The sequence below is a fragment of the Streptomyces sp. 150FB genome (assembly GCF_000818195.1).
In the GTDB taxonomy this organism is placed as follows: Bacteria; Actinomycetota; Actinomycetes; order Streptomycetales; family Streptomycetaceae; genus Streptomyces.
The window spans coordinates 7,108,342-7,122,342 of sequence record NZ_JTHL01000001.1 but is presented as its reverse complement, the minus strand read 5'-3'; the positions used below and the strand labels follow the sequence as shown (position 1 = coordinate 7,122,342).

Here is a 14,001-nt window from a genome sequence, read left to right as displayed (position 1 = left end):
GGCATCAATCGCCGCGAACACATACTTCGGCTGGAAATGAATATCCGCGATCACCGGAATCTGCGACTTCTTCGCGATCGTCGCCAACGCGTCCGCGTCGTCCTGCGTCGGACACGCCACCCGCACGATCTGGCAGCCCGACGCGGTCAACTCCGCGATCTGCTGCAACGTCGCCCCGATATCCGACGTACGCGTCGTCGTCATCGACTGCACCGACACCGGCGCATCCCCACCGACCGCCACCGACCCGACCTGGATCTGGCGACTGACCCTGCGGTCGGCGAGCTTCGTTGGTACGTCCGGCATTCCGAGAGCAATTGCAGTCATCTGCTGTGCAACCCCAAGGTGTGGATCGAGGTCCCGACATCGAACGGGCTCCAGGGTCAGAGATTACGCCACCGGGCGCCGGACCGACGGCACCGCTACGAAATATCTACTTAAAGGTAAGCGGCCGGACACAAAAGTGTCCGGCCGCTTACAAAAGGGGTGGAATCAGGTGATCTTGACCGGATTGACAACATCCGCGATCAGGACGAGCACAGTGAAGCAGATGAAGACGCCCGCCACCACGTAGGCGACCGGCATGAGTTTCGCCACATCGAAGGGGCCCGGGTCGGGCCGCTTGAAGAAGCGGGCGAGGTTGCGCCGCAGCGCCTCCCAGAGCGCTCCGGCCATGTGCCCGCCGTCGAGGGGCAGCAGGGGCAGCATGTTGAAGAGGAACAGCGAGAGGTTGAAGCCGGCCAGCAGGAACAGCATCATCGCGATCTGGTTCTGCGCCGGCACATGCAGGTTCATCACCTCGCCGCCGATGCGCGCGGCGCCGACCACGCCGACCGGCGAGTCCTGTTTGCGCTCGCCGCCGTCGAACGCCGCGTTCCACAGGTCGGGGATCTTGGAGGGGAGCGAGACGATCGAGGTGACACCGTCCTCGATCATGCCGCCCATCCGGTCCACGGACTGGCCGAAGGAGAGCGGGATGATCTTGGTGGTGGCGGCAAAGCCGAGGTAGCCGGCGGGTACGTACTTGTCGGCGACGACATTGCCGTCCGAGTCCTTCACAGCCACCAGGTTCTTCTTCAGGTCGGCGTGCAGGACCCGCTCCGTACCGTCGCGCTGGACGGTGATGGTGGCGGGGCCGATGGTGTCGCGGATCAGGTTGGAGAGCGTGGACCAGTCGTTCACGCGCTTGCCGTCGAAGGCGACGATCTTGTCGCCGGCCTTGAGCCCGGCGGCCTGCGCGGGTGAGGTCGGGTCGCCCTTCTTGCAGGTCTGGCGCGCCTCGCTCTGCGAGATGACGCACTTCTGGACACCGGCGACATCGGTGGTCTGGGTCTCGAAGCCGAAGGACATCGCGACGCCCATGAAGATCACGACGGCGAGGACGAGGTTCATGAACGGGCCGGCGAACATCACGATCAGCCGCTTCCACGGCTTGCGCGTGTAGAACAGCCGCGTCTCGTCGCCCGGCGCGAGCTCCTCGAAGGCGGCGGCGCGCGCGTCCTCGATCATGCCCCGCCACGGTGAGGTGGAGCGGGCCTCGATACGGCCGTCGGGTCCGGGCGGGAACATCCCGATCATCCGGATGTAGCCGCCGAGCGGGATCGCCTTTATCCCGTACTCGGTGTCGCCGCGCTTCCGGGAGAAGACGGTCGGCCCGAAGCCGACCATGTACTGCGGCACCTTGATGCCGAAGAGCTTGGCCGTCGAGAGGTGTCCCAACTCGTGCCAGGCGATGGAGAAGAGCAGTCCCAGGGCGAAAATGACAATGCCCAGGACCGTCAACAGGATCGTCATGCGCGAGCCTCCGCTGGCCGTTCTTCGCTGAATGTGTGTGCCATGTCGCGGGCCCGGGCGCGTGCCCAGGTCTCTGCTTCGAGGACGTCCGCCACCGTGAGCGGAGTTCCCGTACGGGGGGTGCCGTGTTCGGCGACGACCTCCGTGACGGTGTCCATGATGCCGTTGAACGGCAGCCGGCCCGACAGGAACGCTTCGACGCACTCCTCGTTGGCGGCATTGAACACCGCCGGGGCCGTGCCGCCCAGCGCTCCCACCTTCCTGGCCAGGCCCACGGAGGGGAAGGCCTCCGTGTCGAGCGGGAAGAACTCCCACGACGAGGCCTTGGTCCAGTCGAACGCGGCGGCCGCCTCCGGTACGCGCTGGGGCCAGCCGAGACCGATGGCGATGGGTCCCCGCATGTCGGGCGGGGTCGCCTGGGCCAGTGTGGAGCCGTCGGTGAATTCCACCATCGAGTGAACGTAGGACTGCGGGTGTACGACCACCTCGATCTGTTCGAAGGGGATGTCGTACAGCAGATGCGCCTCGATCACTTCGAGACCCTTGTTGACGAGGGTCGCCGAGTTGACCGTGATCACCGGGCCCATGGCCCAGGTGGGGTGCGCCAGGGCGTCCTCGGGGGTGACGTCCGCCAGTTCGGCCCTCGTACGCCCCCGGAAGGGGCCCCCGGAGGCAGTGACGACGAGCTTGCGCACATCGGCCCGGGTGCCGGCCGCCAGCGCCTGGAAGAGCGCGGCGTGTTCGGAGTCGACGGGGATGATCTGTCCGGGCGCCGCCGCGGCCTTGACCAGGGGGCCGCCGACGATCAGCGACTCCTTGTTGGCGAGGGCGAGGGTCCGGCCCGCTTCGAGGGCGGCGAGCGTCGGGGCGAGTCCGATGGAGCCGGTGATGCCGTTGAGGACCGTGTGGCAGTCGGAGCCGGCCAGTTCGGTGGCGGCCTCCGGCCCGGCGAGGAGCTCGGGGAGCGGCTCGGCCGTCCCGTACTCGGCCCGGAGCGCCTCGCGGAGCGCGGGCACGGCGTCCTCGCGGGCGACCGCGACCGTACGGACCCGGAGGCGCCGCGCCTGCTCGGCGAGCAGCGCGACCCGGCCGCCGGCGGCGGACAGCGCGGTGACGCGGAAGAGGTCGGGGTTGCGCAGGACCAGGTCGATGGCCTGCGTGCCGATGGAGCCTGTGGAGCCGAGGACGACGATGTCCCGGCGGCCTCCGTTCGGGTCGAAGACGATGTGCGGGTCCGCGAGGGAGGCAGGGCTGTCGCTCATGCCCCCCATTCTTGCCCCATCAGCTCCGCATAAGGACAGCGCGTCCCCGTACATCTGCCGCCGCGCCACCGGTCGCGGTGACCGGGCGGGGGCTCAGCCGATCGGTTCGGCCATGCGCACCACGTCGTAGGCCAGTCCGATCGTCCGCCCCGTGGCCGGATCGCCCAGTTCCACGCGCCAGCGGCCGCCGAACTGGTCGGCGCCTTCGGCCATCGGGATCGTGCCGGATATCAGTACGGTGCCGGGCACCAGGTCGCCGCGCTCCCTGAGCAGGTCCGCCCAGTAACCGGGGGTGAGGAGGTCGCCGCAGGTGCCGTTCTGGATCTCGGTCTCCTCGCCGCCGTGGGTGACCCAGGCCCTGAGCGTCAGCGCGTCCGTACGGGAGGCGACGTCGTCCAGCGGCCAGGCGGCCGAGGCCAGGACGTCGGGGCTCGCGTTCTTGCTCCAGGCCACGCCGTGCACCTCCAGGTCGCGGTCGGTGTGGTCGCAGGCGGCCGTGAGCAGCAGTTCACCGTCGCCGGCCACGACGAGGGCCCACTCGGCCTCGCCCGACGTGCGTCCGTGCTGGACGTCGACGCGGTCCGTCTGCTGGGCCAGATAGGGGGATACGGGGTAGAGCGCCGGGGTGGTGGCGGGCGCCGGGACGCCGAGCGCGGCGAGTTCGGCGACATGGGCGGCCACTTCGTCCTGGCTGCGGCCCGCGTATCCGGCGTTCAGCACCTGGGTCACGTCCACGGTGCGGGTGGAGCCGTCGGGAAGTTCGAAAGTCAGCGGGGTCACGGGCCCTCCTGGTCGGTCTCCGGCCGTATCCGGCCGATATTTGTCCGGTATCTGTCCGGATACATGCGTGACTGTCTGTTTCGAAGTGCTCGACTTCCCGCAGAGGTCTTGCGCATACGACTGGTATACAGCAAGTATGCCAATTGTTCGACACCCCTCCCCCGGACTGGGATGACCCCCATGCAGAGCACGCAACCGCAGTCGAAGGACCGCCCGGCAGGCAGCAACCCGGTGGGCCGCGCCTTTGTCGCCAGCCTCACCGGCACCGCCCTGGAGTGGTACGACTTCGCCGTCTACTCCGCCGCTGCCGCCCTGGTCTTCGGAGACCTCTTCTTCCCCTCCGAGGACCCCTTCACCGGCACGATCCTGGCTTTCTCGACGTACGCCGTCGGATACCTCTCCCGCCCGCTCGGCGGCTTCGTCTTCGGCCGGCTCGGCGATGTCGTCGGCCGCAAGAAGGTCCTCATCGCGACGCTGGTGCTGATCGGCGTGGCCACGATGCTGATCGGTGTGCTGCCGACGTACGGCACGGTCGGCATCGCCGCCCCCGTCGGCCTGGTGCTGCTCCGCTTCGCGCAGGGGGTCGGGGTCGGCGGCGAGTGGGGCGGCGCCGTCCTGCTGTCCGCCGAGTTCGGCGACCCGAAGCGGCGCGGCTTCTTCGCCTCGGCCGCGCAGATCGGCCCGCCGGCCGGCAATCTCCTGGCCAACGGCGTGCTGGCGGCGCTCGGCGGCCTCCTCAGCGACGCGCAGTTCCTCTCCTGGGGCTGGCGGGTGGCCTTCCTGCTCTCCGGCGCCCTGGTCGGCTTCGGCCTGTGGATCCGTACGCGCCTGGAGGAGACGCCCGTCTTCCAGGCCATCGAGGCGGCGCGGAACCGCCCGGAGGCGCCGGTGCGCGAGGTCTTCCGCGACCAGCCGAGGGCGCTGTGCGCGGCGATCCTCAGCCGGGTCGCCCCCGATGTGCTGTACGCGATGTTCACCGTCTTCGTACTGACCTACGCGACCGGCGAGCTGGGCATGTCACGGGGCTCGGCGCTGGCCGCCGTGCTCATCGGCTCCTCCCTCCAGATCTTCCTGATCCCGCTGGCGGGCGCCCTGTCGGACCGGATCAACCGGCGGCGGCTCTACGGCTGGTCGGCGGTGGCCGCCGGGATCTGGCCCTTCGTGTTCTTCCCGATGGTCGGCGGCGGGAGCTGGCCGCTGCTCACGCTCGGGGTGATCGGCGGCCTGGTGATCCATTCCCTGATGTACGGGCCGCAGGCGGCCTTCGTCGCCGAACAGTTCGCGCCCCGGCTGCGCTACACGGGCTCCTCGCTCGCGTACACCCTGGCGGGGCTGATCGGCGGCGCCGTCGCCCCGGTGCTCTTCACCGCGCTGCTGGGCGCGTACGGTGCGTGGCTGCCTCTCGCGCTGTACATCGCGGTCACCGCGGTGCTCACGATCGCCGGCGTACGGCTGGGCCGGGACGCCGACCACGCGGAGGACGAGGAGTTCGACCAGCTCAACGCGCGGCGTACGGCGGCCCTCCCGTCCGTCCCCTCATGACCACGAAAGCAGGAATCTTGCGTATCGCACTCAGTCAGATCGTCGCGGGCCCCGACCCGGCGGGGAACCTGGAGACCGTACGGGAACAGGCGCTGCGCGCCGCGGAGTCGGGGGCGCGGCTCGTGGTTCTCCCCGAGGCCACGATGGCGTGCTTCGGCACGCCGCTCGGGCCGGTCGCCGAGCCGCTGGACGGGCCCTGGGCCACGGCGGTACGGGAGATCGCCGCCGAGGCGGAACTGGTGGTCGTGGCGGGCATGTTCACGCTTGCCGACGGCGGCCGGGTCACCAACACCCTGCTGGTGACGGGCCCTGGCGTCGAGACCTCGTACGACAAGATCCACCTGTACGACGCGTTCGGCTTCGCCGAGTCCGACACGGTCGCGCCGGGGAACGACGTGGTGACCTTCGACCTCGACGGTGTCCGCGTCGGCCTCGCGACCTGCTACGACCTCCGCTTCCCCGAGCTGTTCCGGGCCCACGCGGACGCCGGAGCCGTCCTGTCGCTGCTGCCCGCGTCCTGGGGCGCGGGACCCGGCAAGCGGGAGCAGTGGGAGCTGCTGGTCCGGGCGAGGGCGCTGGACGCCACCGTATGGCTGGGGGCAGCGGGCCAGGCCGACCCGGCGACGGTCACGGGGTCACCGCCGGCTTCGGCGGCGCCCACCGGCATCGGGTACAGCGCCGTGGTGGGCCCCGACGGGTCGGTACGGGAGGCGCTGGGCGCCGAGCCGGGCCTGCTGACGGCGGACATCGACGCCGGCGAGGTCGCCGCCGTACGGCAGCGGGTCTCGGTGCTGGCCAACCGGCGGATGGGGCGGCCGTGAACAAGCCGGAGCTCGAATTCCACATCCCGTCCGGGCCCTGGGAGACCCCCGAGGGGGCGGCGCCCGGCGTACGGGAGCGCACGGCGGCGGCCGACGCTGCCGCCGGTCACCGTACGGCGCTGGTGCGCTGGGAGCCGGGGACGGACACGTCGGCGACGGGCGTCTCCGTGCACCCGCACTGGGAGGAGGTCTACATCCTCGACGGCGCGATGCGCGATCTGACGCTGGGCCAGACCTTCGGGAAGGGGTGTTACGCGTGCCGCCCGCCGGGCATGGAGCACGGACCGTGGATCGCGGAGGAGGGCGTCACGATGCTCGTTCTCACCTATCCGGACCCGGACACCGCTCCTGGGTCCTCCGAGCACCCGTCAGCGGGCGGTTCCGGGCCTGCTCCTAACCCGCCAGCAGCACCTTGAGGGTCGTCTCCAGGTGACCGCTGATCGCGGCGCAGGCGGCGTCGGCGTCACCGGACGCCAGGCCGTCGAGGATCGCCTGGTGTTCACGCAGCACCGCGTCCTGGCGTCCCGGCTTGCTGAACAGGGCGACGATGCCCGCGCGGATCTGCCGGCTGCGCAGCCCGTCGTAGTGCCGGTCCAGCAGGCCGTTGCCGACCGCCGAGACCAGGGTGGCGTGGAAGAGGTGGTCCGCGGCGATGAACTCCTTGGCGTCCTCCTGCCCCTTCAGCCCGTGCTGGCGCTCCAGCAGCGCGGCGAGCGCCTCCACGGGCACGGCGCCCGTGCCGATCGCCTGCTGCGCCGCGTACCGTTCGACGATCCCCCGCAGCTCCATCAGCTCGGTGATCTCGCGGCCCGACAGCGGGGCGATGTGCGCGCCGCGCTTGGGGACGAGCTGGACCAGGTCCTCGGCGGCGAGCATCAGCAGCGCCTCGCGGATCGGGGTGCGGGAGACGCCGATCCGGTCGGCGATCTCCTGTTCGGTGAGGAACCTGCCCTGCATGCCGGGGTCGGCCAGGACGATGTCCTTGAGATACGCGTACGCCTTGTCACGGCCGGACAGCACAGGAGCCCCCATAGATCGCATACAAGTGGTATACAAAATTACCACGGGGAGCCGGGAGCCCTTGCGGGCCCGGGGCGGGGCGGGCCGGGCCGGGACAGGCCGGGTCCATGCATGCAGGTCGGCCGCCTCAGAAATGTGTGGCGATGCCGAACTTCTCGCGCAGCCGGGCCATGTCGTGCAGGTCGCGGTCGGCCGGCTCGTACCCCTGGTGGAACGCGACCTGCTGCTCGGCCGACAGGCACGGGACCCGGACGCCCCGGACAATGCCGGTGGTGAAGCACTCCGCCGGGTAGCGGAAGGGCTTCCCGGGGTCCGGGGACGCCTGGAGCGCCGAGCCGTCGGGGGCGAAGACCAGCGGGTGCAGATCGATCTCCTCGCCCGTCGCCGCCCGGGTCATCACGAACCGTACGGGCCGCAGGTCCAGCGTCTCGGCGAACCCGGCGCCGGTCAGGGCCGCCAGCAGTCGGGGCTCCTGTTCCTGCCGGTGTCCGAGGTCCAGATCGCGGTGCGGCCGGGTCTGCTCGCCCAGCAGGGCGTCGATGCCCCAGCCGCCCTCGATCCACACGTCGGTGCCCCCGGTGTCCCGCAGCAGGGCGAGCACGGCCAGTACGCCGTCAGCGGTCATCACGCCGGGGAGAGTACTGTGCGGGCGCACAGGTTCCCACCGGTTTTCGGCGCCGCCGCCGGCTACCAGGCGCGCTGGAGCGCCGCGAACGCCTCGTGGAAGCCGGGGAAGGTCTTGCGTACGCAGCCGGGGTCGTCGTAGGTCATGCCGGGCGCCCGGAGTCCGGTGACCGCGAAGGACATCACGATGCGGTGGTCCCCGTACGTGGTGATCTCGGTGGCCGTGGGTGCGCCGCCCGGACGGATCTCGATCCAGTCGGGGCCTGTCGCGACGTCCACGCCGAGCCGCCGGAGGTTGTGCGCGCACGCTTCGAGGCGGTCGCACTCCTTGACGCGGGTGTTGGCGACGTCCTCGATCCGGACGGGCCCGTCGGCGAACGGGGCGATGGCGGCGAGCGTCGGCATGGTGTCGGAGATGTCGCGCATGGGAAGGGTGAGACCGCGCAGCCGCTCGGGTCCCCGTACGGTCACGCTGTCGGCGCCGGTCCGGACGTCGGCGCCCATCCGCTCCAGTACGTCGACGAAGCGCAGGTCGCCCTGGAGCGCCCCCGTGCCGAGACCGGGGACGGTGACCTCGCGGCCCGGTGAGACGGCGGCCGCAGCGAAGAAGTAGCTCGCGGTGGAGGCGTCCGGCTCGACCGCGTAGGTGGTGGCGCGGTAGCCGCCCGGCGGGACGGTGAAGACCTTGCCCTCGCGGATCACCTCGACGCCGAAGCGGCGCATCATCGCGAGGGTGATCTCGACGTACGGCGCCGACACCAGGTCGGTGACGGTGATCCGCAGCCCCTCCACCGTCAGCGGGCCGAGCAGCAGCAGCGCGGTGAGGTACTGCGAGGACTCGCTCGCGTCCAGCTCCACGTCGCCGCCCTTGATGCCCCGCGCGACGATCCGCAGCGGGTGGTGCCCCTCCCGCTCCTCGTGGACCAGGTCGACGCCGAGAGCACGCAGCGCCACGGTGAGCGGTCCGAGGGGGCGGCGGCGCATCTGGGGCGAGGCGTCGAAGTGGTACGTGCCTCCGGCCCCGGCCGCGGCCAGCGTGGGCAGGAACCGCGCGGTGGTGGCGCCGTCCCGGCAGTAGACCTCCGCCTCGGTCACGCCGGGCCCCCCGGGACGGCCCTCGATCCGCCAGGAGCCCGGGGCGCGCTCGACCCCGTACCCGAGGCGGCCGAGCCCTTCGGCGAAGCCCTCGGTGTCGTCCGACACGAGCGGGCGTACGAGCGTGGTGGTGCCCTCGGCCGCCGCTGCGAGGAAGAGGGCTCGCGCGGTCACGGACTTCGAGCCTGGGATCTCGATGACAGTCATGGGCGACATCCTGCCGTGCTGCCCCGCGCGCGAACGCACGGGGCAGCACGGGCGGGTGGTGCCGGCTCACTGCCGGTGAGGGGTGTCAGCGGATCGGGCGGTGCACGTTCTCCCGCTGCGAGGGCCCCGGTGTCGCGTCGGCGATCCAGACGCCCTCGCCACTCGGGTCGATGACGCCCTCCTCCAGCCAGGTGTACCTGCCGGACAGCACGCCGTCGACGACCCTGCGGTCGATCTCGTCCGTGTTGGACCACAGCCGGGTGAACAGCTCGTCGACCCGGATCCTGGCCTGCCGGCAGAAGGCGTCGGCGAGTTGGTAGGCCTCACGGCCGTGCTCACCGCTCGTACGCAGCATCTCGGCCCGCACGCACGCCGCGCTCATCGCGAACAGTTCGGCGCCGATGTCGACGATCCGCCCGAGGAAGCCCTGCTTGGTCTCCATCTTTCCCTGCCAGCGCGACATGGCGTAGAACGTGGACCGGGCGAGCTTGCGGGAGCAGCGCTCGACGTACCGCAGGTGGGTGGCGAGGTCCGTGTGGCCCGCCGGGTGGAAGTCGGCGTAGGTGCCGGGCAGTTGTCCGGCGCCGGTGACCAGCTTGGGCAGCCAGCGGGCGTAGAAGGCGCCCGCCCTTCCACCCGCCTTCGCCTTGTCCTGCAGGGAGATGTCGGGGTCGATGATGTCCCCGGCCACCGCGAGGTGCGCGTCGACGGCCTCCCGGGCGATCAGCAGGTGCATGATCTCCGTCGAGCCCTCGAAGATCCGGTTGATCCGCATGTCGCGGAGCATCTGCTCGGCGGGAACGGCCTTCTCGCCGCGCGCCGCCAGCGAGTCCGCCGTCTCGAAGCCGCGGCCGCCGCGGATCTGGACGAGTTCGTCGGCCATCCGCCAGCCCATCTCGGAGCCGTACAGCTTGGCCAGGGCGGCTTCGATACGGATGTCGTTGCGGTCCTCGTCGGCCATCTGGGACGACAGGTCGACGACCGCTTCCAGCGCGAAGGTGGTCGCTGCGATGAAGGAGATCTTCTCGCCCACCGCCTCGTGCTTGGCGACGGGCCTGCCCCACTGCTCGCGCGCCGCCGACCACTCGCGGGCGATCTTCAGACACCACTTGCCGGCGCCCACGCACATCGCCGGCAGCGAGAGCCGGCCGGTGTTCAGCGTGGTCAGGGCGATCTTGAGGCCGGCACCCTCGGCGCCGATCCGGTTCGCGGCCGGGACGCGGACCTGGTGGAAGCGGGTCACGCCGTTCTCCAGGCCGCGCAGGCCCATGAAGGCGTTGCGGTTCTCGACAGTGATGCCCGCGGAGTCCGCCTCGACGACGAACGCCGAGATGCCGCCCTTGTGGCCCTCCGATTTCGGTACGCGGGCCATCACCACCAGCAGGTCGGCGACCACGCCGTTGGTCGTCCAGAGCTTCACACCGTCGAGGATGTACGAGTCGCCGTCCGGGACCGCCGAGGTCGCGAGCCGCGCCGGGTCGGAGCCCACATCGGGCTCGGTGAGGAGGAAGGCCGAGATGTCGGTGCGGGCGACGCGCGGCAGGAACGTGTCCTTCTGTTCCTGGCTGCCGAAAAGCTTGAGCGGCTGCGGTACGCCGATCGACTGATGGGCGGAGAGGAGTGCGCCGATCGCCGGGCTCGCCGAGCCGACCAGCGAGAGGGCCTTGTTGTAGTACACCTGGGTGAGGCCGAGGCCGCCGTACTTGGTCTCGATCTTCATGCCGAGCGCGCCGAGCTCCTTGAGCCCGCGCACCACCTCGTCGGGGATCCTGGCCTCGCGCTCGATGAGCGCGCCGTCGATCTCGCTGTCGCAGAACGCGCGCAGCTTCGCCAGGAACTCCTCGCCCCGCGTGACGTCTTCGGTCGCCGGGAGCGGGTGGGGGTGGATCAGGTCGAGGCGGAACCGGCCGAGGAACATCTCCTTGGCGAAGCTCGGCCTGCGCCAGCCCTGCTCGCGGGCGGCCTCTGCGACCTGCCGTGCCTCCCGCTCGGAGACCTTGGGCCTGTCCTGGGGGGCGGATGCATGGGATGCGGTGGATGGGGCGGACATGAGGAACTTCACCTCGCCGCTGGTTCGGGGACAGGGACGGTGTACCGGCCGGTACTACTCGTCCGTATGTACCCGATTCCTGAGACCCGCACCACTGGTGGGCCGGCCAAGCGATTTTCCGCGCGGCCGGCCGTACCTGTGGGGCCTGCTGGGGGACCTGGCTGTGCCCCTGCTTCCGAAAGGCTTCTCCGGGGTCCTCTAGAGGGCCAGTCCGGTGAGGACCATGACCCGCTCGTAGGTGTAGTCGTCCATCGCGAACCGCACGCCCTCGCGGCCGACGCCGGAGTTCTTGACGCCGCCGTACGGCATCTGGTCGGCGCGGTACGAGGGGACGTCGCCGACGATCACGCCGCCGACCTCCAGGGCGCGGTGGGCGCGGAAGGCGGCTTGCAGGTCGTGGGTGAACACCCCGGCCTGGAGGCCGTACTTCGAGTCGTTCACGATCTCGAAGGCCTCGGCCTCGCTCTCGACCGACCGGAGGTTCAGGACGGGGCCGAAGACCTCCTCGCAGGCGATCTTGGTGTCGGCGGGCACGTCGGCGAGGACGGTGGGCGCGTACGTGGCGCCGTCGCGCTTGCCGCCGGCGAGGATCCTGGCCCCGGCCTGTACGGCCTCGTCGACCCATGCCTCGACGCGCTTCGCCGCGTCCTCGCTGACGAGGGGGCCCACGTCGGTGGCGCCGTCGGCGGGGTCGCCGGTGACCTGGGCCTCGACGGCGGCGACGATCCTGGGGACGAGCCGCTCGTACAGCGAGGCGTCGGCGATGACGCGCTGCACGGAGATGCAGGACTGACCGCCCTGGTAGTTCGAGAACGCGGCGATCCGGGACGCGGCCCAGTCGAGGTCCTCCTCGCCCGCGTAGTCGGCGAGGACGACGGCCGCGCCGTTGCCGCCGAGTTCGAGCGTGCAGTGCTTGCGCGGTACGGAGTCCATGATCGCGAAGCCGACCTTGTCGGAACCGGTGAAGGAGATCACCGGCAGCCGCTCGTCCTGGACGAGGGCGGGCATCCGGTCGTTCGGCACCGGCAGGATGGACCAGGCGCCGGCCGGGAGCTCCGTCTCGGCGAGCAGCTCACCGATCAGCAGCCCGGACAGCGGGGTCGCGGGCGCGGGCTTGAGGATGATCGGGGCTCCCACGGCGAGCGCGGGGGCGATCTTGTGGGCGCAGAGGTTGAGCGGGAAGTTGAACGGGGCGATGCCGAGGACCGGGCCCCGGGGGAAGCGCCGGGTGAACGCGAGACGGCCGGCGCCGCCCGCGTCGGTGTCGAGGCGCTGGGACTCACCGCTGTTGAAACGGCGGGCCTCCTCGGCGGCGAAGCGGAACACCGAGATGGCCCGGCCGACCTCGCCGCGCGCCCACTTCAGGGGCTTGCCGTTCTCCGCGGAGATGAGCTCGGCGATCTCCTCCGTACGCTCCACGAGCCGGCGCGACACATGATCGAGCGCGGCGGCGCGGACGTGCGCGGGGGTCGCGGCGAACTCGTCCAGCACGGAGTGCGCGGCGGCGACGGCCTCCTCGACCTGAGCCTCGGTGGGCACGGCGACGGTGCCGACGAGCCGGCCGTCCCAGGGGGAGGTGACGTCGAGGGTGTCGTCGCCGGTGGCGCGGCGGCCGGCGAGCCAGAAGGCGTGGGTGGAAGTCATTGCGAGTACCGGCCCTTCGGAGGTGGTCGGGGTGCCTGCGTCCCACCGTAGAGGCGGTGGGAGCGGGGGTCGCTTGTCCGGTGTGGAGTGGTCGGGGGGTGGGGCACGCCGCTTTGGCGGGGAGGGCGGCGGGCTTCCCCTGGCGGGGCGTGCCGGAGCCGCTTTCCCCAGTGGTCAGATGGAGGACGAGGACGACTTCGACGGCGGTGCCGATGCCGAGGTCGTCTTCAGCGACAGCCACAACTCCATCCGTACGTCCGGGTCGTCCAGCGAGCGGCCGAGGATCTCCTCCACCCGCCGCATCCGGTAGCGCAGCGTATGGCGGTGCACCCCCAGGTCGGCCGCGGCGGCGTCCCACTGGCCGTGCCGCGACAGCCAGGCCCGCAGGGAGGCGACCAGGTCGCCGCGGCCCTTCGCGTCGTGCTCGTGGAGCGCGCGCAGCATGCCGTCGGCGAAGGCGCGTACCGCGTCGTCCGCCAGCAGCGGGAGGATCGAGCCCGACGCCAGCTCCTCGTGCTCCACCAGCGCCCGGCCGCGCCGCCGCGCCACCGACAGCGCCTGTTCGGCCTGCTTGTACGCGCCGGCCGACGCGATCGGGCCGGTCGGCGCCGAGAGGCCTATCACGACCCCGGCCTCCTCGGCGTCCTGCCGTGCGTACTCGCCGCAGGCGGTGACCACGGCGCCGCCGTCGACGGCCAGTACGGCGAGCCGTTCCTCGCCGTCCGGTACCGCCAGTACGGATTCGCCCGCACGCGCCGCCGACGCCTCCAGCGACTCGGCCAGCGCGTCCAGGGTGTCCAGCGCGTCGCGGGGGCCCTCGTCCGAGGACGCCGACGTGACCGCCTCGGCGATCAGCAGGCGGAACGGCGCGTCCAGCAGGTCCCCGTACAGATCGCCCGCCACCGCCCGCGCGTGATCCGGCTGCCCGGACAGCAGCATCCGCAGTACGGCGGAGCCAAGGCGCTGCTCGGCCTCCTGGAGGGCCCGGGAGCGTTCCGTCGTCAGCGTCAGCAGGGCGACCGCCGAGTGCACCGCGTACCGCTCGGCCGTGCCGAGCGCGGCGCCGGTCCCGACGGCGAGCGCGCCGCGCACCCGGCGTCCCGTGCCCAGCGACTGCAGCTCCACGCGGTCGTCGGCGTCACCGACGACCGTGCTGGCCGGC

13 protein-coding genes are annotated in these 14,001 nt (G+C 71.3%); 3 read left to right on the top strand and 10 right to left on the bottom strand.

Features of this window, described 5'->3' with window-relative positions; genetic code table 11:
• The 4 genes from QR77_RS30600 to QR77_RS30585 all read right to left on the bottom strand — a co-directional run.
• Positions 1-327 (bottom strand): flavodoxin-dependent (E)-4-hydroxy-3-methylbut-2-enyl-diphosphate synthase (locus QR77_RS30600; protein ID WP_160310972.1); only part of this gene is annotated, 327 nt, incomplete at its 3' end.
• A 165-nt stretch (positions 328-492) separates the two neighbouring features.
• On the bottom strand, positions 493-1,794 hold the full coding sequence (locus QR77_RS30595) for a site-2 protease family protein (protein ID WP_040025236.1): 1,302 nt from the start codon (positions 1,792-1,794) through the stop codon (positions 493-495).
• Positions 1,791-3,065, bottom strand: a complete 1,275-nt coding sequence (gene dxr, locus QR77_RS30590) for a 1-deoxy-D-xylulose-5-phosphate reductoisomerase (protein WP_078877340.1) — start codon at positions 3,063-3,065, stop codon at positions 1,791-1,793. The genes QR77_RS30595 and dxr overlap by 4 nt, the downstream gene beginning before the upstream one ends.
• 84 nt (positions 3,066-3,149) lie before the next feature.
• Positions 3,150-3,836 carry a DUF2848 domain-containing protein gene (locus QR77_RS30585; RefSeq protein ID WP_040025234.1) on the bottom strand — a complete coding sequence of 229 codons (687 nt, stop codon included), beginning with the start codon at positions 3,834-3,836 and terminating at the stop codon, positions 3,150-3,152.
• A 180-nt stretch (positions 3,837-4,016) separates the two neighbouring features.
• On the opposite strand from QR77_RS30585, the gene QR77_RS30580 reads away from it, so the two are divergent.
• Genes QR77_RS30580 through QR77_RS30570 form a run of 3 tightly spaced genes read left to right on the top strand, consistent with a single transcriptional unit; the run spans position 4,017 to position 6,615 of the window.
• Positions 4,017-5,378 carry an MFS transporter gene (locus QR77_RS30580; RefSeq protein ID WP_052489161.1) on the top strand — a complete coding sequence of 454 codons (1,362 nt, stop codon included), beginning with the start codon at positions 4,017-4,019 and terminating at the stop codon, positions 5,376-5,378.
• 17 nt (positions 5,379-5,395) lie between these two features.
• The gene (locus QR77_RS30575) at positions 5,396-6,199 is read left to right on the top strand and encodes a carbon-nitrogen hydrolase family protein (RefSeq protein ID WP_201778897.1); all 804 of its coding nucleotides are present in this window, start codon (positions 5,396-5,398) and stop codon (positions 6,197-6,199) included.
• Positions 6,196-6,615 (top strand): cupin domain-containing protein, encoded by a 420-nt coding sequence (locus QR77_RS30570; RefSeq protein WP_078877336.1) that lies wholly within the window; start codon positions 6,196-6,198, stop codon positions 6,613-6,615. Before QR77_RS30575 ends, QR77_RS30570 begins: the two co-directional genes overlap by 4 nt.
• Here the strand turns inward: QR77_RS30570 and QR77_RS30565 are convergent.
• The 6 genes from QR77_RS30565 to QR77_RS49320 all read right to left on the bottom strand — a co-directional run.
• Complete coding sequence (locus QR77_RS30565) at positions 6,593-7,240, bottom strand: GntR family transcriptional regulator (protein ID WP_078877334.1); 648 nt, start codon at positions 7,238-7,240, stop codon at positions 6,593-6,595. The two genes, QR77_RS30570 and QR77_RS30565, sit on opposite strands and share 23 nt — an antisense overlap.
• A gap of 106 nt (positions 7,241-7,346) precedes the next feature.
• Positions 7,347-7,844: an amino acid transporter gene (locus QR77_RS30560; RefSeq protein WP_078877332.1), complete on the bottom strand. Its 498-nt coding sequence runs from the start codon at positions 7,842-7,844 to the stop codon at positions 7,347-7,349.
• A 62-nt stretch (positions 7,845-7,906) separates the two neighbouring features.
• A complete protein-coding gene (gene aroA / locus QR77_RS30555) occupies positions 7,907-9,145 on the bottom strand; it encodes a 3-phosphoshikimate 1-carboxyvinyltransferase (protein ID WP_040025230.1) in 1,239 nt (412 codons plus the stop codon).
• An 85-nt stretch (positions 9,146-9,230) separates the two neighbouring features.
• Entirely contained in the window at positions 9,231-11,195 is a 1,965-nt protein-coding gene (locus QR77_RS30550; RefSeq protein WP_040028926.1) for an acyl-CoA dehydrogenase family protein, read from the bottom strand.
• A gap of 198 nt (positions 11,196-11,393) precedes the next feature.
• Positions 11,394-12,839 (bottom strand): aldehyde dehydrogenase family protein, encoded by a 1,446-nt coding sequence (locus QR77_RS30545; protein WP_040025229.1) that lies wholly within the window; start codon positions 12,837-12,839, stop codon positions 11,394-11,396.
• A 174-nt stretch (positions 12,840-13,013) separates the two neighbouring features.
• On the bottom strand, positions 13,014-14,001 hold a 988-nt coding region (locus QR77_RS49320; RefSeq protein WP_040025228.1), incomplete at its 5' end, for a helix-turn-helix domain-containing protein.